The sequence below is a fragment of the Antrihabitans spumae genome (assembly GCF_043944905.1).
Lineage (GTDB): Bacteria > Actinomycetota > Actinomycetes > Mycobacteriales > Mycobacteriaceae > Antrihabitans > Antrihabitans spumae.
In genome coordinates, this window is the sequence record NZ_JBIMSN010000060.1 from 79,079 (window position 1) to 99,553 (window position 20,475).

The 20,475-nt window shown below is 64.2% G+C and carries 16 protein-coding genes; 8 read left to right on the forward strand and 8 right to left on the reverse strand.

What is annotated here, in order from left to right; translation table 11 throughout:
- The first annotated feature begins 73 nt into the window (after nucleotides 1-73).
- The 3 genes from ptsP (at nucleotide 74) to ACHIRB_RS14655 (ending at nucleotide 4,354) form a co-directional block, all read left to right on the forward strand.
- Complete coding sequence (ptsP, locus tag ACHIRB_RS14645; RefSeq protein ID WP_395123797.1) at nucleotides 74-1,786, forward strand: phosphoenolpyruvate--protein phosphotransferase; 1,713 nt, start codon at nucleotides 74-76, stop codon at nucleotides 1,784-1,786.
- 88 nt (nucleotides 1,787-1,874) lie between these two features.
- Nucleotides 1,875-3,137: a uracil-xanthine permease family protein gene (locus tag ACHIRB_RS14650; RefSeq protein ID WP_395112232.1), complete on the forward strand. Its 1,263-nt coding sequence runs from the start codon at nucleotides 1,875-1,877 to the stop codon at nucleotides 3,135-3,137.
- A 71-nt stretch (nucleotides 3,138-3,208) separates the two neighbouring features.
- The gene (locus ACHIRB_RS14655; RefSeq protein WP_395123798.1) at nucleotides 3,209-4,354 is read left to right on the forward strand and encodes an acyl-CoA dehydrogenase family protein; all 1,146 of its coding nucleotides are present in this window, start codon (nucleotides 3,209-3,211) and stop codon (nucleotides 4,352-4,354) included.
- A gap of 84 nt (nucleotides 4,355-4,438) precedes the next feature.
- On the opposite strand, the gene lexA is transcribed toward ACHIRB_RS14655, so the two are convergent.
- Nucleotides 4,439-5,137 carry a transcriptional repressor LexA gene (gene lexA / locus ACHIRB_RS14660; protein ID WP_395112140.1) on the reverse strand — a complete coding sequence of 233 codons (699 nt, stop codon included), beginning with the start codon at nucleotides 5,135-5,137 and terminating at the stop codon, nucleotides 4,439-4,441.
- Nucleotides 5,138-5,478: 341 nt separating this feature from the next.
- Here lexA and ACHIRB_RS14665 point away from each other — a divergent pair, with 341 nt between their 5' ends.
- Nucleotides 5,479-6,000, forward strand: coding sequence for a LysM peptidoglycan-binding domain-containing protein (locus tag ACHIRB_RS14665; RefSeq protein ID WP_395112139.1), 522 nt, complete (start codon nucleotides 5,479-5,481; stop codon nucleotides 5,998-6,000).
- Nucleotides 6,001-6,230: 230 nt separating this feature from the next.
- Entirely contained in the window at nucleotides 6,231-6,695 is a 465-nt protein-coding gene (nrdR, locus tag ACHIRB_RS14670; protein ID WP_395112231.1) for a transcriptional regulator NrdR, read from the forward strand.
- A 133-nt stretch (nucleotides 6,696-6,828) separates the two neighbouring features.
- On the opposite strand, the gene hrpA is transcribed toward nrdR, so the two are convergent.
- Nucleotides 6,829-10,722 carry an ATP-dependent RNA helicase HrpA gene (gene hrpA / locus ACHIRB_RS14675; RefSeq protein ID WP_395123799.1) on the reverse strand — a complete coding sequence of 1,298 codons (3,894 nt, stop codon included), beginning with the start codon at nucleotides 10,720-10,722 and terminating at the stop codon, nucleotides 6,829-6,831.
- Between the two features lie 70 nt (nucleotides 10,723-10,792).
- Between hrpA and ACHIRB_RS14680 the strand changes: the two genes are divergently transcribed.
- Both ACHIRB_RS14680 and ACHIRB_RS14685 read left to right on the forward strand, forming a co-directional pair.
- Nucleotides 10,793-11,479: a Pr6Pr family membrane protein gene (locus tag ACHIRB_RS14680; RefSeq protein WP_395123800.1), complete on the forward strand. Its 687-nt coding sequence runs from the start codon at nucleotides 10,793-10,795 to the stop codon at nucleotides 11,477-11,479.
- Nucleotides 11,480-11,505: 26 nt separating this feature from the next.
- A complete protein-coding gene (locus ACHIRB_RS14685; RefSeq protein ID WP_395123801.1) occupies nucleotides 11,506-12,726 on the forward strand; it encodes an aminotransferase family protein in 1,221 nt (406 codons plus the stop codon).
- On the opposite strand, the gene ACHIRB_RS14690 is transcribed toward ACHIRB_RS14685, so the two are convergent.
- Nucleotides 12,727-12,975, reverse strand: a complete 249-nt coding sequence (locus ACHIRB_RS14690) for a hypothetical protein (protein WP_199706311.1) — start codon at nucleotides 12,973-12,975, stop codon at nucleotides 12,727-12,729.
- Between the two features lie 17 nt (nucleotides 12,976-12,992).
- Between ACHIRB_RS14690 and ACHIRB_RS14695 the strand changes: the two genes are divergently transcribed.
- Nucleotides 12,993-13,685: a hypothetical protein gene (locus ACHIRB_RS14695; RefSeq protein ID WP_395123802.1), complete on the forward strand. Its 693-nt coding sequence runs from the start codon at nucleotides 12,993-12,995 to the stop codon at nucleotides 13,683-13,685.
- Here the strand turns inward: ACHIRB_RS14695 and ACHIRB_RS14700 are convergent.
- The 5 genes from ACHIRB_RS14700 to ACHIRB_RS14720 form a co-directional block, all read right to left on the reverse strand.
- Nucleotides 13,675-14,352: a PhzF family phenazine biosynthesis protein gene (locus tag ACHIRB_RS14700; protein WP_395123804.1), complete on the reverse strand. Its 678-nt coding sequence runs from the start codon at nucleotides 14,350-14,352 to the stop codon at nucleotides 13,675-13,677. The genes ACHIRB_RS14695 and ACHIRB_RS14700 overlap by 11 nt on opposite strands.
- Nucleotides 14,353-14,457: 105 nt before the next feature.
- On the reverse strand, nucleotides 14,458-16,977 hold the full coding sequence (locus ACHIRB_RS14705) for a DEAD/DEAH box helicase (protein ID WP_395123805.1): 2,520 nt from the start codon (nucleotides 16,975-16,977) through the stop codon (nucleotides 14,458-14,460).
- Between the two features lie 16 nt (nucleotides 16,978-16,993).
- Nucleotides 16,994-18,058, reverse strand: a complete 1,065-nt coding sequence (locus ACHIRB_RS14710) for an alpha/beta fold hydrolase (protein ID WP_395112131.1) — start codon at nucleotides 18,056-18,058, stop codon at nucleotides 16,994-16,996.
- Nucleotides 18,059-18,203: 145 nt separating this feature from the next.
- On the reverse strand, nucleotides 18,204-19,241 hold the full coding sequence (locus tag ACHIRB_RS14715) for an alpha/beta fold hydrolase (protein ID WP_395123806.1): 1,038 nt from the start codon (nucleotides 19,239-19,241) through the stop codon (nucleotides 18,204-18,206).
- A 115-nt stretch (nucleotides 19,242-19,356) separates the two neighbouring features.
- Nucleotides 19,357-20,304, reverse strand: coding sequence for a proteasome assembly chaperone family protein (locus tag ACHIRB_RS14720; RefSeq protein ID WP_395123855.1), 948 nt, complete (start codon nucleotides 20,302-20,304; stop codon nucleotides 19,357-19,359).
- Between the last annotated feature and the right edge of the window lie 171 nt (nucleotides 20,305-20,475).

Consider the following 20,475-nt stretch of genomic DNA (forward strand, 5'->3'; position numbering starts at 1 on the left):
CCCGTTTGTGTTGCTTTGTCAACGGTTCTGAGTTAACTTGGTCACATCGAGTTGAAAACGCGGAGGAGATCACATGTCGCACGCACAGGTACACGACGGTCAGGTCCAGGACGTACGGGTAGAGGACGCACGCACAGTCCTGCGTGGAACGCCGGTCGTGCCAGGTGTCGGATACGCGCGGGTCATTCGGCCGGGCGCTCGACCGACACCCGTCGCCGATGATCGTGAGATCGACGCGGCCGACCGGACCGCCGAAGGCGAGAAGTTCCGCGCTGCCGCCACGGTCGTCGCCGAGCGGCTACGCGATCGGGCAAGCCGGTCGTCGGGCGCAGCGGCAGAGGTACTTGCCGCAAACGCGGCAATGGCGACCGACCGCGGTTGGATATCTGCAGCGGACAAGTTGATCAAGTCGGGACGACCGGCGACGGCCGCAGCGTCGGCAGCGACGGACAAGATCGCGGCGATGCTGACCAAACTCGGCGGGTTGATGGCCGAACGAGTCACCGACCTGCGCGATGTCCGCGATCGGGTGCTCGCCGAACTCGAGGGCGCGCCCGAGCCCGGTGTTCCGACACCGCTGGAGCCGTCGGTGCTGCTGGCCGACGACCTTGCACCCGCCGACACCGCCGGACTCAATCCCGCGTTGATCGTCGGCCTCGCAACCTCGCTCGGTGGGCAGACGAGCCACACCGCGATCATCGCGCGGCAGTTGGGCATTCCGTGCGTCGTCGCAGTCGGCGGGCTCGACGACATCGCAGTCGGAACGTTGGTACTGCTCGACGGATCGACGGGTGAGGTCGTCGTCGAGCCCGATCCTGAAACATCACGGGCAGCCGTCGCAGCACACCGCGTCGAAGCAGCAGCCGTTGCGCGCTGGCAGGGCCCGGGTCAGACGGCGGACGGGCATCGAGTCGACGTTCTCGCCAACGTCCAGGACGGACTGGGCGCGCGCGCGGCAGCTGCGACGGCCGCACAGGGAGTCGGCCTGTTCCGAACCGAACTGTGCTTCCTCGATCGCGACACCGAGCCGACGGTCGCCGACCAGGCAGACATCTACGGCGAGGTACTCGCAGCGTTCCCAAGCAGCAAGGTCGTCGTCCGTACGTTGGACGCGGGCTCGGACAAGCCGCTGCGATTCGCCAACCATCCCGACGAGGCGAACCCAGCGCTCGGGATCCGTGGAGTCCGTATTGCGCTGCAGGACAGCGGAATACTCGATCGACAGTTGGACGCGATCGCAGCGGCCGCTACAACCGCCGGTGCAAGTCCCTGGGTCATGGCGCCGATGATCTCGACACCCGCCGAAGCCGAATGGTTCGCTGCGAAGGTTCGCGAACGTGGGCTCGTGCCCGGCGTCATGATCGAGGTTCCCGCAGCAGCCCTACTCGCCGAAAAGATTCTGGCGCACGTGGACTTCCTGTCCGTCGGCACCAACGATCTCGCGCAGTACACGATGGCGGCGGATCGGATGTCCTCCGAGCTCTCCTCCTTCACCGATCCCTGGCAGCCGGCGGTGTTGCATCTTCTTGCCCGAACGGCCAAAGCAGGCGCGGACCGAAACAAGCCGGTCGGCGTATGTGGTGAAGCGGCCGCAGATCCACTGTTGGCATGCGTTCTGGTCGGGCTCGGTGTCACATCGCTGTCGTGCGCAGCGGCAGCGGTCGGCGCGGTCGGCGCGAAGCTCGGCACGGTCACTTTGGATGATTGCCAACGCGCGGCAGCTGCTGTTCTGGAAACCGCCGATCCGATGGCAGCGCGTGCCGCAGCGACGGCGATCCTCGGCTGAAGCCTGGCTTGGAGCCCGTAATCGTCGCGCTGGCCCTACTATTCGCTTCGTGGCTGACAACCGGACTCTGACCCGACTGACTCGACCGATGCGGTGGACGGTGCACGGCGACGGCACGACTCCTGCGCCGGGTGCGGTCGTCGCACCCGACGAGCGGTTGACCTGGCCCCGAACGGTCGGCATCGGGATGCAGCACGTGATCGCGATGTTCGGTGCGACGCTGCTGGTTCCGACGATCACCGGATTCCCTGTCACGACGACGCTGCTGTTCTCCGGCGTCGGCACCGTGTTGTTCCTTGTGATCACGGGCGGTCGTATTCCGAGCTATCTCGGTTCGTCGTTCGCGTTCATCGCGCCGCTGACGGCGTCGGCGTCCGACGGTCCGGCCGCGCAGCTCGGTGCCGTACTCGCCGTCGGTGTGGTGCTGATGGCAGTCGGCGTCGTGGTGCGCGTCGTGGGCGCTCGACTGCTCGATGCCGTGATGCCGCCCGTCGTCACAGGTGCGATCGTCGCGTTGATCGGGCTGAATCTCGCACCTGCCGCGACCGCGTCGTTCGAAATGCAGCCACTCGTCGCTGCGGTAACCCTCGTGGCAATCCTCCTCGTGACCGTGCTCGGGCCAGGGTTGTTGGGGCGCTTGGGAATTCTGGTCGGCGTCGTCATCGGCTGGGTTTTCGCGGCAGTTACCGGCGCGCTCGCCGAAACCAGGGTCGACGCGCTGCGCGCAGCGGACTGGATCGGGTTGCCCGAGTTCCGCGGACCGAGTTTCGATCTGTCGGTCATCGTGTTGGCATTGCCGGTGGTCGTCGTCCTCGTCGCAGAAAACGTCGGGCACGTCAAAGCTGTTGCAGCCATGACGGGTCGGTCGCTCGACGACGTCGCGGGCAACGCCCTGATCGCGGACGGTCTGGCAACCACGCTTGCAGGCGCGGGGGGTGGGTCCGGCACGACGACGTATGCCGAGAACATCGGCGTCATGGCGGCGACGCGGGTCTATTCGACCGCGGCCTACTGGGTAGCGGCGGCCACCGCCATCGTGCTGTCGTTCTCACCGAAGTTCGGCGCGTTGGTCTTCACCATTCCTGACGGTGTGATCGGTGGTGCCACGCTGGTGCTCTACGGGCTCATCGGTCTGCTCGGTGTCCGGATCTGGTTCGAAAACAGGGTCGACTTCACCGATCCGGTCAACCTCACCGTCGTCGCGGCCGCGTTGGTGGCAGGGATCGGTGATCTCACGGTGAAGGTGGGCAGTGCGGAGCTCGGCGGAATCGCGTGGGGATCGATCGGCATCTTGATCGGGTATCCGGTGCTCCGACGGCTGGCGCAGGTCAACGGTGGGAAGTCGGGGTAGTCCAGCGCACACCTTGCTGGCGTACGGTCAATAGGACGCTTCAACTATTGCCGAGTACCGAGGAGCCACAGGTGGAACGCACCCTGTTCGAGCCGGAACACATCATGTTCCGCGAGTCGTACGTGAAGTTTTTGGAACAGCGAGTTGCCCCGAATCACGCCAGGTGGGAAGAACAGCACATCGTCGATCGCGACGTCTGGCTCGAAGCGGGCAAGCAGGGCTTCCTCGGTACCGCTTTTCCCGAAGAGTTCGGTGGCGGTGGCGTAAAAGACTTCCGCTACAACACGATTGTCGCCGAAGAGAATCACCGTCGAGGGTTCACCGGCCTCGGGTTCTCGCTGCACAACGACGTCGTCGCGCCGTATTTCCTCGACCTCGCCACCGACGAGCAGAAGCAGCGCTGGTACCCCGCCTACGCCTCAGGTGAGTTGATCGGCGCGATCGCGATGACCGAACCCGGCACCGGCAGCGACCTGCAGGGCATCAAGACCCGCGCTGTCCGCGACGGCGACGACTGGATCCTCAACGGCGCGAAGACCTTCATCACCAACGGCATCAACTCCGACCTGATCATCGTCGTCGCCCGGACCGATCCCGACGCGGGCTCGAAAGGCTTCAGCCTGCTGGTCGTCGAACGTGGCATGGAGGGCTTCGAGCGAGGCAGACACCTCGACAAGATCGGCTTGCCCGCCCAGGACACCGCCGAACTGAACTTCGACAACGTCCGTGTCCCCGGCGCGAATCTGCTCGGCCAGGAGGGGATGGGGTTCGTCCACCTGATGCAGAACCTGCCGCAGGAGCGGTTGTCGATCGCGGTGATGGCTGCGGGCGCAATGGAGGGTGCGCTCGAGATGACCCTGCAGTACTGCCGAGATCGCAAGGCCTTCGGCAAGCCCATCGGCTCGTTCCAGAACACTCGGTTCGAATTGGCCCAACTCGCGACCGAGACAGCCTTCGTTCGTGTGTTCGTCGACAAATGCATCGAACTGCTCAACGAGGACAAGCTCACCGTCGCCGAGGCCGCGATGGCGAAGATGCGAAGCACCGAGGCGCAGATCGATGTGATCGACCGCTGCGTGCAACTACACGGCGGCTACGGCTACATGCGCGAGTATCCGATTGCCAAGGCGTACTTGGACGCTCGTGTTCAGACGATCTACGGCGGAACGACCGAGATCATGAAGGAGATCATCGGGCGCAGCCTGAACGTCGGCTGACCGACGGCGTACCGATTCGGGTCGGTGTGGGATCTCTTTGTGGCACTCGCTTGCGGGCCCACCGACCCGAATCTGTGTACGCTGTCAGATCTTTCGGATGACCGTGACGACCTTGCCGAGCACAGCGGCGTTGTTTCCGGGGATCGGTTCGAACAGCGGATTGTGGGGGAGCAGCCACACTTCCTTGCCGGTCCGCTTGAACGTCTTGACCGTCGCTTCGCCGTCGATCATCGCGGCGACGATATCGCCGTTGTCCGCCACGTTCTGCTGCCGCACGACTACCCAGTCGCCGTCGCAGATCGCTGCGTCGATCATGGACTCGCCGACCACCTTCAGCAGGAACAGCGATCCTTCGCCGACCAGTTCGCGTGGCAGCGGGAAGATGTCTTCGACCGCCTGCTCGGCGAGGATCGGGCCACCCGCGGCGATCCGTCCCAACACGGGAACGAAGGTCGGGGTCGGCAGATTCAGCTGCTCCGCTGCGTCGTCCAGCATCGGCTCGCCAGCATCGCTCATCGCCTCGTCGAGGCCGCGCACGTCGACCGCGCGTGGCCTGTTGGGATCGCGCCGCAAGAAGCCTTTGCGTTCGAGCGTGCGTAGCTGATGCGCGACCGACGACGTCGAGGTGAGGCCGACGGCGTCGCCGATCTCACGGATGCTCGGCGGATAGCCCCGCTCGGTCACCGAGGCGCGGATGACCTCGAGGACCTTGCGCTGCCGATCGGTGAGTCCGGCGGCGATGTCTGGAGTCGCCGCGCCTTCTTGGCTGCCGTCGTCCTTCATTGCCGACCGTCTTTCATCGTGACCGTCCTTCTCTGGATTGCTCAGGTTGGGGTGTTGCGGGAAACGGGTCCGGCGCAATGTTGCTGTGCGGTCTTCGGTGCGTTCGGAACTGCTTCTGTTCGAACCTGAATGTAGCCGCATCTACGTTGCGTTTCAAACACCTGTTCGACACGTGTCGCGAAAACTAGAGACTTTGTCGGTGGGGCATGGTAGAAAATTCGAACAGACGTTCATCGAACGCGTGATCGAACGTCGGCAGTACGGCACGGCAACCCAGGACAAGCAAAGCACCACCAACGACACCAGCGCACATGCCGCTGGCGACGCAGACGGAGGATCCGATGAGCATCACAATGAACGAATACGCGGGACTCGACGCGCATTTCGGTGGCATCGCCGGCGTCGGCTCGGACACCGCTGTCGGCACTGCGCGTGCCGACGAGGGCCTACGCCCGGTGCGGACGCGTCGGCGCGCGCTGGCGACGAGCGACAGTCGCGGCCCCGCCAACGGCTCGTTCGATTACGGTTCCGTCGGCCTGCGGGTGCTACCGCGCCTCGACGACGAGGATGTTCGAAGCGAGGAATACGGGTTCGGCACGGTTATAGCCACGATGTTGCTGACCGCCATCGCGGTGGTCGGGCTGCTCGGTCTGTGGAACCTGAGGACGGGTGGTCTCGAGAGTGTTCCGAGCACTACCGCCGTCGTGCACGTCCAGTCGGGCGAGACCCTGTCCGACGTAGCGGCTCGCGTCTCACCCGATGCACCGGTCGCCGAAGTCGTCGAGCAGATTCTGCGGCTCAACGACATGAAGTCGGCAGGCGTTGCGCCCGGTCAGGCTTTGATCGCACCCGTAGCGCCCTAGCACCGACCATGTTCGAATCCTTGGCGCAACTGCGAGCCGAGCTGTCACCGCTGGTGGTGGGCGATATGTCCCGGCCGAGTGGGCGGCGGGTATCCTCGGAGTCTGTTGGTCACACCACGCCGAGTGGTCGCATCGAGATCGCATATTGCACGCACGAATCCGGCCTGATCGGTTCGTCGCAGAGCGCGATCGAGTTGTGCGAGCTTGTCGGCATCGAAAAAGGATTCGACATGCACTGCCCATTCTGTCGACACCCGGACTCTCGCGTGGTCGACTCCCGCGAGGCAGAAGAGGGGAGCGCGATTCGCCGACGGCGATCATGCCCCAACTGCGGTCGTCGATTCACAACCGTCGAGACGGCGGTCCTTGCCGTCGTGAAACGAAGTGGTGTCACCGAACCGTTCAGCCGCGAGAAGCTTATGCGGGGCGTTCGCCGCGCCTGCCAGGGCCGCGATGTCGACAACGATTCGCTGAACCTGCTCGCGCAACAGGTCGAAGACACCGTCCGCGCGTCCGGATCCGCCGAAATCCCCAGCCATCAGGTCGGCTTGGCCATCCTCGGACCCCTGCGAGACCTCGACGAGGTCGCCTACCTGCGGTTCGCATCGGTGTATCGCTCATTCAGCTCCGCCGACGACTTCGAGCGTGAGATCGAAGAGTTGCGTGCCCACCGGCTCGGTGCGGCGACCGAATAGTGCAGGCCAGCGGCGTGAGGGGTTCCCTGACGTCGTCCAGCGGGGCCAACTGCACACTCACACCAACGATCGGCGGAGCGAATGCGGCCTTCGTCCCGCCGAGGGGTACCGATGTGACATTCGCTCCAATTAGCTAGCGCCGAATCGCGGCTATGGCCTTGTCTATTCGCTGCTCCGAGATCGGGAACGGTGTGCCGAGCCGCTGGGCGAACAGATTGATCCGCAACTCCTCGATCAGCCAGGAGATGTCGACGACAACCGCTGAGCCGCGACGTTCTTCAGGCAGGGAGTCCAGCAGTCGGTCGTACTTCGCATACACGCGGTCGAGTACAGCCATCCCGTTGCTGTCGCGGATCGCTCCCGCGGGAAGTGCCTCCAGCCGAACGATGGCGCCCTGCAGATAGCGCGGCAGGTGAGCGAGCCGCTCGCCACCGAACTCGGAAACGAATCCCGCGAACACCAGTCCGTCGCGCTGCTGAGTCACGTCGTCGGCAACCTCACCGCGTCGTCCGTCCAAGGCGGCCGACAGTTCGCGGGCACGGGCCAGCACCGGAAGCACCGCGCGAATCAGTTCGCGGACGCGACCACCCAGCTGTGGACGGACCCGCGCAACCAGGTTGTCGAACTCGGCGGGGGTGTGAACCGGACCACCTGCGGCGTCGATGAGTTCGTTTGCGGCGCAGGCCCTGCAATCCTCGAGCAAGGCGTCGAGCGACGGGTAGGGGTTCTGGCTGAGGGTAAGTCGCTCGGTGGGCGTCAACCCCGCCGTCACCTGTTTCGTCGGTGTCGGTACTGCTCGCAGGACAAGTTCACGTGTCCCGGTCCGCATCGCCGCACGTTGCTGGGTCGGTGTGCTCAACACACGGACCGCGACTCCGTTCGACTCGGCGACAAGTGCCGGATAGCCGGTCACCTGATGACCGTCGACGGTTCGAGTGACGGTCGGAGCCAACGTACCCAGCGATTCCGACGTCCACACCGTCGCCGACGGTCGTTCGATGCCCGACGCGGCAGCGGCGACCGCCTTCGCAACCTGCGGTGCCAGAGCAGTCTTCAGCGCGGCGAGGTCCTTGTTCTTCGCGGCGACCTTGCCGGAGGGGTCCGTCGCTGTGAACGTCATCCGCAGGTGATCGGGTAGGGCGGCTAGGTCGAAGTCGTTCGGTGAGATCGGTGTCGACGCGAGGCGGGTCAGTTCGCGTGCGATGGCTGCGGTGAGTGGTTCGGAGCGTGGCTTGACCGCTGCGAGCGCGGCACGCGCGAAGTCGGGTGCGGGAACGACGTTGCGGCGCAGCTGTTTCGGCAACGTCTTGATGAGTGCCGTGACAAGTTCCTCGCGCATTCCGGGCACCAACCAGTCGAACCCGACAGCTCGCACGTGTGCCAGTTGGGCTATCGGGATGCGGGCGGTGACGCCGTCGTCGTCTGTACCCGGCTCGAACTGATAGGTCAGTGGGAACTGGATCTCGCCCTGTCGCCACGCGTCGGGATAGTCACCGCCGACGACGGCAACGGCGTTGTCGTGGACGACGGTTGCGATGGTGAAGTCGAGTAGAGCGGGATTCGCGCGCCGTGCCTTCTTCCACCAGGTGTCGAAGTGGCGTGCCGACACGACGTCGCTGCCGACCCGCTCGTCGTAGAAGGCGAACAGAGCCTCGTCGTCGACCAGAATGTCGCGCCGACGCGCCCGATGTTCGAGTTCTTCGACATCGTCGAGCAGCGCCCGGTTTCGCGCGAAGAAGGGGTGATTCGTCGTCCATTCCCCTTCGACGAGTGCGTGTCTGATGAAGAGTTCGCGCGAGGTCTCCGGATCTATGGGTCCGTAGTTGACGGCGCGACCGGTGACGAGTGGTATCCCGTACAACGTCACGCGCTCGTAGGCCATCGCCGACCCACGCTTGCTCGACCAGTGCGGTTCCGAGTAGGTCTTCTTGATCAGATGCGGCGCAAGCTTTTCCGCCCACTCGGGCTCGATCCGCCCGGCCATCCGACCCCACAGCCGCGACGTTTCGACGAGTTCGGCAGCCATCACCCAGCGCGGCGGCTTCTTGAACAGCGACGAGCCAGGGAAGATTGCGAACTTGGCGCCGCGAGCACCGAGGAAGTCTCTGGTTTCCGCGTCACGTAAACCGATGTGCGACAGCAGGCCGGCCAACAAGGCCTGGTGAATCGAATTCTCGGAAGCCGCAGCGGTATTGGGCTCCCAACCGAGTCCTCGGGTGATCGTGCGGAGTTGCCCGTGCAGGTCCTGCCATTCCCGGATGCGCAGCCAATGCAGGAATTCGTTGCGACACATCTTGCGGAACTGATTCGACGACAGCGTCTTTCGCTGCTCGTTCAGGTACTCCCACAGTTTCCCGTAGGCAAGGAAGTCCGAGTTCTCGACGACGAAACGTGCATGTGCGGTGTCGGCTGCCTGTTGGTGGTCGGCGGGACGCTCTCGGACGTCCTGAATTGCCAACGCGGAGACGATGATGAGCATTTCGGTCAAACAACCCGAGCGGTGCGCCTCGGCGAGCATGCGCGCCATTCGCGGATCGACGGGCAATTGCGCAAGCTCGCGACCGACCGGCGTGAGGGCGAGTCCGCCTGTGGTGGTGATCGCGCCGAGTTCTTCGAGCAGGGCGACGCCGTCACGGATGCTGCGCTGATCAGGTGGTTCCAGGAACGGAAAATTCTCGATCTCGCCGAGCCCGAGCGACGTCATCTGCAGGATGACCGCTGCCAGATTCGTGCGCAGAATTTCGGGCTCGGTGAACTGTGGCCGCGATTCGAAGTCGTCCTCGGAATACAGCCGGATGCAGATGCCGTCGGCGACGCGACCGCAACGCCCGGCACGCTGGCGTGCCGACGCCTGCGAGATGGGTTCGATCGGCAGGCGTTGGACCTTGGTGCGCAACGAGTATCGCGAGATTCGTGCTGTCCCGGGATCGACCACGTAGCGGATACCGGGGACGGTGAGCGACGTCTCCGCGACGTTGGTGGACAGCACGACTCGGCGTCCCGTGTGTGGAGTGAACACCCGATGCTGTTCTGCGGCAGACAGTCTGGCGTAGAGCGGAACGACCTCGGTGCGGGCGAGCTTCAGATCGTTCAAAGCATCTGCGGTATCGCGGATTTCACGTTCGCCCGAGAGGAAGACCAGCACGTCGCCGTCGCCGGCGGAAAAGAGTTCGGTCACAGCCTCGCAGACCGCGTCGACGGGATCGAGGTCGATCGTCTCGTCGCCGACCTGCAGCGTCGTCGGTCGGTACCGGATCTCCACCGGATACGACCGACCTGACACCTCGACGATCGGCGCCGGGACTCCGGCGGTGGCGAAGTGCCGCGCGAACAGTTCGGGGTCGATCGTCGCAGAGGTGATGATCACCTTGAGATCAGGTCTGCGCGGCAGCAATTGGGCGAGGTAGCCGAGGAGGAAGTCGATGTTGAGACTGCGTTCGTGCGCTTCGTCGATGATCAACGTGTCGTAGCGGCGCAACAACCGATCGCGCTGGATCTCGGCGAGCAGAATGCCGTCCGTCATCAGTTTGACGAGCGTATTTTCCGACGCGTGATCGGTGAACCTGACCGTGTACCCGATCGTTGTGCCGAGTTCGGTGTCCAGTTCCTCGGCGATTCGCTCGGCTACCGTACGCGCGGCGATCCGTCGCGGCTGAGTGTGGCCGATGGTGCCGCGGATGCCACGACCGAGTTCGAGACAGATCTTCGGAATCTGCGTCGTCTTACCGGATCCGGTCTCACCGGCAACGACGACGACCTGATGTTTCGCGATGGCGGCGGCGATATCTTCTCGGCGCGCGGTAACCGGCAGCGCTTCGGGATAGGTGATCGTCGGTACCGCTGCACGCCTGTCGAGGATCCGCAGTTCGGCTGCGTCGATCTCGCGCGCGAGTGCGTCGAGAGCGCCAGGGGTCCGGGCACGTTCGAGACGGCGTCGAAAGCGGTATTCGTCTCGAAAGGTGAGTTCGCCGAGGCGGTTGCGGAGGTCGCGAATGGTCGCGGAGGTATCGGTCGGTGTGCTGGGCATGACCGCTACAGGATATCGAACGAAGAGTTGTGGTCGGTTACCCGTGGCCACGGCGCCCACGTGCGACGATATGCCGGTGACCACTGCAGATGTCGGTTCATCGCCAGCGTCGAACCCTCGAGCGTCCACTCCGATCGTGATCCGGACTCTCCGGATCGGCTTCGCCGTACTCGGCGCGGTTGCGCTCGTGTGGATTCCGCTGCGAAACATCGACGTCGAGGCCTTCTCCGTCGCGAACTATTTCAGCTACTTCACGATTCTGAGCAACGTCGCCACCATCGTGGTCTTGCTCGTCGGCGGTCTGCTCGATCCCGGCAGCCGGACGTGGCAGAGCGTGCGCGGCGCGGTCACCGTCTACATGGTGATCACGTGTGCTGTCTATGCGGTTCTGCTTGCCAATATCGACGTGATGCTCACCGATCGCTGGATCAACGATGTGATGCACAGGCTGCTTCCCCTCGTGCTGCTCGCAGACTGGATCCTCGCTCCGCCGCGCACAAAGATCGAAGACAGCCAAGTGCTGCAGTGGCTGGCGTTCCCGGCTGTGTACGGGGTGTACAGCCTGATCCGCGGCGAATTCGTCGACTGGTATCCCTACCCGTTCCTCGACCCGCGTGAGCAGGGCTACGTGTCTCTTGCCATCGGGCTCGTCGTATTGACCGTCGCGATGACCCTGCTCGCGCTCGCCGTCGGTGCGGTCGGCAGACTAGCGGCCCGGTGGCGGTACAAGAACGACGCGCACGCTAGTTTCGTCTGAAACGATCGTTGAATGAGGGGCGCGTAATGGGTTCACTGTGGCACGGTTTCGCGGACATGGGTGCCGTCGAAAAAGGTGCATTTGTCGTTGCTCGCGGGGAAGGTGCCTACATCTGGGACGACGCAGGCAACAAGTACCTGGACGGGACGGCGGGACTGTGGTTCGCGAACGTCGGGCACGGCAGGCGCGAGATCGGCGACGCCGTCGCCGAACAACTTGCGACCGTTGCTCATTACTCGAATTTCGGTGACTTCGTCCCGGCCATCACAGCGACCCTCGCCGAGCGCCTTGCGGAGATCGCACCGGTACCCGGCAGCAAGATCTTCTTCACCTCTGGCGGCTCCGATTCCATCGACACTGCCGCGAAACTCGCGCGTCGCTACTGGGGTGAGGTCGGCAAGCCGTCCAAGCGCATCATCGTCGGCCGCCAGAAGGCCTATCACGGTATGCATGTCGCCGGAACGGCACTGGCGGGGATCCCGCCGAACCGTGAAGGTTACGGCGAGTTGATGGCCGATGCGCGGACCGTCGAGTGGGACAACGCGAAGAGCCTGCTCAGCCTGATCGAGGAGCTCGGTGCGGACAACATCGCAGCGTTCTTCGCCGAGCCGGTCATCGGTGCGGGCGGTATCTATCTGCCCCCCGAGGGCTACCTGGCGGAGGTCCGTGCGATCTGCCGCGATCACGACATCCTGTTCGTCGTCGACGAGGTGGTGACAGGTTTCGGCCGCATCGGCGGATCATGGTTCGCGTCGACACGATTCGACCTGCAGCCGGATCTGATGACGACGGCGAAGGGCTTGACGTCCGGCTACGTCCCGATGGGTGCCGTTTTCATCGCCCCGCACATCGCCGAGCCGTTCTTCGCGGGCGGTGTCTGGTGGCGGCACGGCTACACCTACGGCGGGCACGCGGGCGCTGCCGCGGCCGCAATGGCGAACCTCGACATCATGGAACGCGAGAACCTGCTGGACGAGTCCAAGCGTCTCGAAGGCTCACTGCACAAACATCTTTCGCCGCTGGCCGATCATCCTCGCGTCCAGGAGGTGCGCAGCGGACTCGGGGCTGTCGCCGCTGTGCAACTCGCCGATCCGGCCGAGGCCTTGCCGTTCGTCAAAACACTCCGTCAGCACGGTGTTTCGGGACGAGCAGCGGGCGTCGGCGCGATGCAGTTCTCGCCGTCGTTCGTCATTACGGACGAGCAGGTGGCAGAGCTGGCGGAGCGGGTGCTGGCAGCGCTCGGCTGATCAGGCTCGAGACTTTTTGCGACGCAGGAACGACACACGTTCGCGCAGTGTCGGTTTGCTCGGCTGCGCGATGGTGGTCGGTGCTGACGCGGCACGGGCATATCGTGCGTGCAACTGTTCCCGAACCTCGTCGGGGGTATAGGCGCGCCGCGCGCGTTCGTTGCGCGCAACGACAACTCCGGTTGCGACGACGCCGACCGCTCCGGCGAGACCTGCGAGCTTCAGTGCCTGTGCGCCGGTGAGCCTCATCGCCTTAGGCTAAGGCCATGACTCCGCGAATGCACGCATCGCAGGTGAGCTTGTCGGACGCGGTCGAGCAGACGCGCACGGGCGACATCTGGATCTTCCGCGGCCATTCCGGCCCTGACCGCGCAATCCGGACCCTCACCAACAGCCCGGTCAATCATGTCGGGATGTCGGTCGTCCTTGCCGATCTGCCGCCGTTGATCTGGCATGCGGAGTTGGGGAAGTCGTTGCAGGACATGTGGACCGGTCGGTTCCAGCGAGGTGTCCAGTTGCACGATCTTCGCGACGCCGTGCAGGTGTGGGGCGGCCGCTACAAGCAGCGCGGCTGGCTGCGGCAGTTGGAACCGGCCGTGTCGAAGGAGCAGGAGGACGCGCTGCTTCGTGCCATCGCGCGCCTGGACGGTACCCCGTTTCCGTCCACTGCGAAGGTGACGGGCCGGTGGTTCGCGGGCCGCCTACCTGGCCGCAAGGCAGATGCGCAGAAACTCGAGAGTGCCTATTGCGCAGAGGTTGTCGGGACGACCTACGAGGCCATGGGTCTGTTGCGCAAGCAACATCGGTCCAACTGGTACGACCCCGGAAAGTTCTGGAGTGGTGACAGACTGCCGCTGGCGACGGGGTTCGATCTGGGGCGTGAACTCGAAGTTGTGTTGACGGAAGCCGAACTCGCCGCGGGCGCGGCACCCATCCCGACTCGTCGGTCTACACACTGAACGTGTGTTCGGCGACCGTTCTGCCGCCGACGTGGACCCAGCCGTCGGCTGCGTAGTCGGTGAAGATTTGCGAGCCGAGTCCCTGGGTGATCGTGAGATCGCGCTCCAGCAGCGCAGTGATTCGAACAGCGGCCGCACCTGTTGCCTCGTCTTCACGAATTCCCAGGACGGGTGCGAACATTCGTGAGCGAATCGCTCCCGCAGCTTCGTCGGTCCACGCCCAGGCGTAGTGCAGTGCGTCGGTGAAGCGGGCAGCATCGAGCGCCTCGACCTCGGCAGCGGAGGCCAGATCGTGGAACGTGAAGTCGGTCGCCCACTCCGCGCGTGCGCGAATCTTCGTGATGCCGTTGGTGCGTGTGACCTCGACGCGTCCGGCAGGTACGTCGATGGCGTCGACAGCGAACCCGAGTTCGCTCAGCCACCATCCGAGGCCGACCGTAGGGTGCCCCGCAAAGGGGAGTTCGGTTGCGGGGGTGAAGATCTGCGCTCTGGTCGTGGTGTTGCCGCCGGGAAGTTCGACGAAGATGGTCTCGCTGAAACCGAGGTGCGCTGCGAGAGATTGCCTGTCGGACAACGGAACAGCTGCTGCATCGACGATGCCGAGCGCGTTGCCGAACTCACCGGCGGCGTTGGTGAACACCCGAACGACGGCGACGTCCACACTCATTCTCGATCCCTTCCATCCATAGAGAAAACTATAGGCGGCTACGCCGCTCGTGAGTCTTTCTGGTGGTCAGGACCTCCGAAAGGACTCACGAGCGGCGTAGCCGCATCAGCCTGCGGTGACCGTCATGTCCTCGAACACGATCTCGCCGAGGGCATCCGATTCCTCGATATCGACGACGGCATCGATCGACCAGCCGTGGTCCTCGTTCGGGTCGTCGAGGACCTGACGTACCGAACACAGGTCGGCGTCGCGCACCAACGTGAACAACTGCGGACCACGCGCCGACGGACCCGTTCCGATCGTGCCGTATTCGTCGAAGTAGTCGGCCAGCAACAGTTCCCAGCCTTCTGCGTCCGGACCTGCCCCGAGTTCGGCAAGTGCGTCCCAGCGCCGCAGCGCGGCGAGTTCGACCCGGCGGAACATCGCATTGCGGACGAGCACCCGGAACGACCGAATATTCGCCGAGATCGGCCGTGGCGCAGCGGCATCGAACGCTGTCTGGTCGGTGTCGATCTCCGCGCCTGGATTGGTGAGCTGTTCCCACTCGTCGAGGAGGCTCGAATCGACCTGTCGCACAAGCTCGCCGAGCCACTCGGTGATGTCGTCGAGTTCTTCGGTCCGAGCCTGGTCCGGGACGGTTCTGCGCAGCGCGCGGTAACCGTCGGCGAGGTAGCGAAGAACGAGCCCCTCCGACCGGGTAAGACCGTAGTGGCTGATCAATTCGGCGAACGTCATCGATCGCTCGATCAGATCGCGGACCACCGACTTGGGCGACGGGGCGAACTCCGACAGCCACGGATGCCCACCGCGATAGGTCTCGTACGCCGGAACGAGCAACTCCTCCAAAGGTTTCGGCCACGTGACCTCTTCGAGGAGTTCCATCCGCTCGTCGTATTCGATGCCGTCGGCTTTCATTCTGCCGATCGCCTCGCCGCGCGCAGCGTGCTGCTGGGCCATCAATAACTGCCGCGGATCGTCGAGGGTCGACTCGATCACCGAGATCACATCGAGTGTGTAGGTGGGGGAGTCGCGATCGAGCAATTCGAAGGTTGCCAACGCGAACGGTGACAGCGGCTGATCGAGTGCGAAGTCGCGTTGCAGTTCGACGGTGAGTCGCGCCATGCGACCGTATTCGTCGGGTTCGGAGAGTTGCTGCACGACACCGGCATTCACCAGTCCTCGATACAGGCTGATGGCGCGGAGGATGTGCTTGCGTTGGGCAGGTCGCGGCTCGTGATTGTCTTCGAGCAGGTGACGCATCGCGACGAAACAGTTGCCCGGGCGCGCAATGACGTTGAGCAGCATCGAGTTCGTCACTGCGAACCGCGACACCAACGACTCCGGTGACGCCGCGACGAGTCTGTCGAACGTCTGCGCACTCCACGACACGAAACCTTCGGGTGCTTTGCGGCGCTGGACTCTCTTGAGCTTCTTCGGATCGTCACCTGCCTTGGCGACGAGGCGGGCATTTTCGACTTCGTGCTCGGGTGCTTGCACGACAACGGTTCCCATGGTGTCGTAGCCGGCCCTACCTGCGCGTCCCGCGATCTGGTGGAACTCTCGAGCCCGCAACTGGCGCGTTCTGACGCCGTCGTACTTCGTCAGACCTGTGAGCAGCACCGTGCGGATCGGCACGTTGATGCCGACACCGAGGGTGTCCGTACCGCAGATGACCTTGAGCAGACCGTCTTGCGCCAGCTTTTCGACGAGTCGACGGTATTTGGGCAACATGCCGGCGTGGTGGACGCCGATTCCGTGTCGGACCAAGCGCGACAACGTCTTTCCGAATCCTGTCGCGAAACGGAAGCTGCCGATTGCGTCGGCTATCGCGTCCTTCTCCGCTCGCGAGGAAAAGTTGATGCTGGTGAGCGCCTGCGCTCGTTCCAATGCAGCGGCCTGGGTGAAGTGGACGACGTAGACCGGTGCCTGATGGGTGGTGACCAGTTCCTCGATCGTTTCGCCGATCGGGGTGAACACATACGAATAGCTCAGCGGCACAGGCCGTTCGGTGCCTGCGACAACCGACGTGGGTCGGCCGGTTCGGCGGGTCAGATCGTCGCGGAAGAAGTCGACCTCGCCGAGAGTTGCGGACATCAAGAGGAATTGGGCGTTCGGCAACTCGATCAGGGGCACCTGCCAGGCCCAGCCACGGTCGGGTTCGGCGTAGAAGTGGAACTCGTCCATCACCACCTGTCCGACGTTTGCCTCGGCGCCCTCGCGCAGCGCGAGGTTCGCCAGAATCTCCGCTGTCGCGCAGATGATCGGCGCCTGCGCATTGACCGAGGCGTCACCGGTCACCATCCCGACCTGGTCGGCGCCGAAAATATCGCAAAGCGCGAAGAACTTCTCGCTGACGAGTGCCTTGATGGGAGCCGTGTAGTAGGTGCGCTGGCCGCGCGCGAGTGCGGCGAAGTGCGCGCCGACTGCGACCATCGACTTCCCCGAACCGGTCGGGGTGGCAAGGATGACGTTTGCACCGGAGACGAGTTCGATGAGCGCTTCGTCCTGCGCTGGATAGAGTTCGAGCCCTCTGTCTTCGGTCCACGACGTGAAAGCGTCGTAGAGCCAGTCGTCTTCGACAGCCTCGCTGGGGTCGCGATCGTCGATGAGGCTCCGTAATAGCACGGCTACAGGCTATGCCTCAGGTCGCGCTGCGCTCCGAGGCGCTCGCCACGTCGCGCATCTTCTCCTCCAGCGGAGGTGCAGCCAACGCAGTGGGATGCATGGTCCGGCGGGCAAGTTCGTTGGAGGCGCTCATGCCGATGGTGAGAGCAGTCCGCCAGCGCTCGTGGTCGTAGAGAGCCTCGTCGGTCGAGTCGAGGAAGCGCTGAACGACGCCGATGAAGCGCAGCAGTTCGTCGCGAAACGGGAAATGTGCGGAGTCGGCGAAGATCTCGAGTCGAGACCCTGGCATCGCCGCATAGGCCAGGTGCGCATGTGCGACGGGCAGGACGGCATCGCGCTCACCCCAGATGATCTGCACAGGGATCTGCTCGTTGAGATAACAGCGATCGAGAATCGTGATGGCCTGACCACGCCAATCCGCGCCTGCTCGAAGCGTCCTGACGAAGGCTCGGTGCCCCATCCGATCGGATTGATCGGCGAGTACTCGCATGATGTCCACGGCGTCGTGACCGACCGAAGCACCCGTATGCCCGGTCGCGTCGTAGATGCCTGCCAACGCCCGACCGACGACGTCGAGCGCTCGACGTGCCCCCGGTACCTGCAGAACCTGCAACGCGGCACTGAGCCCGGGTACCGATGCGGCTCGCAGCACGGGGTGGACCTCACGATGGATGCCCGCGGACGACACGATGACGAGTCGATCGACCATGTGCGGATATTGGTACGCGAACTGCATCGCGACGCCGCCGCCGAGCGAGTGGCCGATGATCGTTGCCCGTTCGACCTCGAGGACTGTCAGCAGATCGCGCAAGCCGTTGGCATAGGCCGAAATCGAGTAGTCGGCCCGTGGTTTGTCGGATCGACCGTGGCCGAGCAGGTCCGGTGCAATCACGGTGTAGTTGGCCGCAAGGTGCGGTATGACGTCGAGCCAGGTTTCGGAGTTGTCGCCGATGCCGTGGATCAGCACGATCGGTGGACCTTGGCCGGCTACGCGGATGGCACGCCGATACCCGTGGACAGTCCGAAAAGTAAGCCGCGGCTCGACCTGTGAGACCGGTCGCAGCGGCCGCATGTTCGTCATGGCGACTCCTGTGTCACGCGATGTGTGAACGGTGCACAACGCTGCAGATGTTCGGGATTGTTCGGGCGGGAACGGATGCAGGGGAGTCTACGATCCATCACCCGGCCCTGCAGTGCGAGCGAAAAGTGCATCGCTCTCTCATCGTTCAGGTGGCGCTTCGTTCGGCCGCATCGAGTGCGTCCAATACGGTCGATCGGGTTGCCGCTGCGCCTGCGATCGCGCGGTCGGAGGTACCGGAGCGCAACGATTCTCGCCAACGCTGCTGGTCGAACGTCGCCGGTTCGGTTGTAGACATGAACGTCTCGATGACGCGGAGATAGCGAAGGGGGTCGGAATGGAACGGGTAATGCCCGGCGCCGGCGAATATTTCGACCCGCGATCCAGGCATGGCCGCGTGGGCGATGTGAGCGTGGCTCACCGGGAACACCGAATCCCTTGCACCCCAGATTATTTGAGTCGGAATGTCGTTGGTCAGATAGCAGCGATCGAGGAGCGTGATCACCTGACCGCGCCAATCCACCACTGCGCGAAGCGTCTTCAGGAATGCGAGATAGGCCGTCCGATCGTCGAGATCGCCGACCATCCGCATGATGTCGGGCGTCTCGTCGAGGACGGCGCTCGGCCGTAGCGTCGCACCGTGCAGACCGATGGCGACGTTGCCCGCGATCTTCGCGACCGGGCGTCCGCCGGGAAGCCGCAAGAATCGCAGCGACTCGTTGATCATCGGCATCGACAGCACCCGCAACAGCGGATGGATGTCCTTCGTCACGCCGCTCGACGAGGTCAGCACCAGCCGATCGACCAGGTGTGGAAACTGATAGACGAACTGCATCGCCACTGCGCCGCCGAGTGAATGCCCGACCACGGTGACCCGACCGATGCCGAGAACTGCGAGCAGATCGCGCATGCCATTGGCGTAGGCCGCAACCGAATAGTCTGCACGCGGTTTGTCCGAGCTGCCGTGCCCGAGCAGGTCGGGAGCGATGACGGTGTGCTTCTGCGCCAGGTGCGGAATGAGGTCGCACCAGGTCGCGGAGCTGTCACCGATGCCGTGGATCAACAGGATCGCCGGACCGCTGCCTGCAATCCGGAACGCGCGCCGGTAGCCGTGGATCGTGCGAAAGGCGAGCCGACTTTCCGTGTCGGGCACGCGCCGGAGCTTTCGTGCCTGCGATCCAGCCATCGTCGCCTCCTACCGAGAATTCCGACCAGCACCGCGAGCGTATGCGCCTCGTAGTGCTGGTCCGTTCGGTAGCGGTTACATCGATGTTTCGACTGGCGAACAGTCGTCTTACGCGTCAGGGAGTTGGGTCGACGCTTTCGTCGCCGTCGTACCCGCCCTGCTCGGCAAGGAACTTCTCGAACTCGGCACCGAGTTCGTCACCGCTCGGCAGCGGCGTGTCGCTCGCGAGCAGAGTCGACTGCTGCTCCTGGCTGCTCACGAACGTGTCGTACTGCCGTTCGAGCGCCGACACGACGGCCTCGACCTCGGCGTTGCCCTCGATGTGCTCGTTGACCTGCTCGCGGACGCGGGCTGCCGCCTCACCGAGCGCGGCGAGCGGCAGTTCGAGATTGCCCATGGTCGCAACACTTTCGAGGAGGGTCTGCGCGGCCTCCGGATAGTCGGTCTGGGCAAGGTAGTGCGGGACGTGGACGGAGAAACCCATCGACTCGTGCCCGTGCTGCGCCATCCGATATTCCAGCAACGATGACGCACTGCCGGGCACCTGAAGTTCGCCCGCCCACCGCTGGCTGTCCTTGACCAGGTCCTTGTTCGACGAATGTGCTGTCATGCCGAGTGGTCGAGTGTGGGGGATCGCCATCGGAATCGCGTTGAGGCCGATGGTGCGACGCACACCGAGTTGCTCGGCCAACAACCGAACCGCTGTCGTGAAGCGTTCCCACTTCAGGTCGGGCTCCATGCCTGCGAGCAGGAGGAACGGTGTGCCGACCGTGTCGCGCAACGCGTACAGGTTGAGCTCCGGCTCCGCGTACTTCGAGAAGTGATCGCTCTTGAACGTCATCGTCGGGCGCCGCGACCGGTAATCGAGCAGCTCGTCGACGTCGAACGACGCGACGAGTTCGCTTTCCAAGCTCTCGCGCAGATGGACCGTCGCGAGCCGGACCGCATGGCCGGCGTCGGTGAAGCCCTCCAGCCCGTGCACAAGGATCGGCCCTTCCCCGTCGGCGGACGACAGTTGTGGCGCCGGGAACTCCAGTTCGTACATCCTCGACTTCTCGTCCATCGCTCGGACCCCTTCCTCGTGGAACCACTTTCCAGTGTCCACTACGAATCACATACCCGGCCCCGGTCGCGCGCAACCGGGTCGCCCATCACCAACGGGCAACGCCGAACTGGCGTCGTGAATTCCCGAAACGGACCTGAGCCATATATCGCAACCCGCGCATGGATTGTG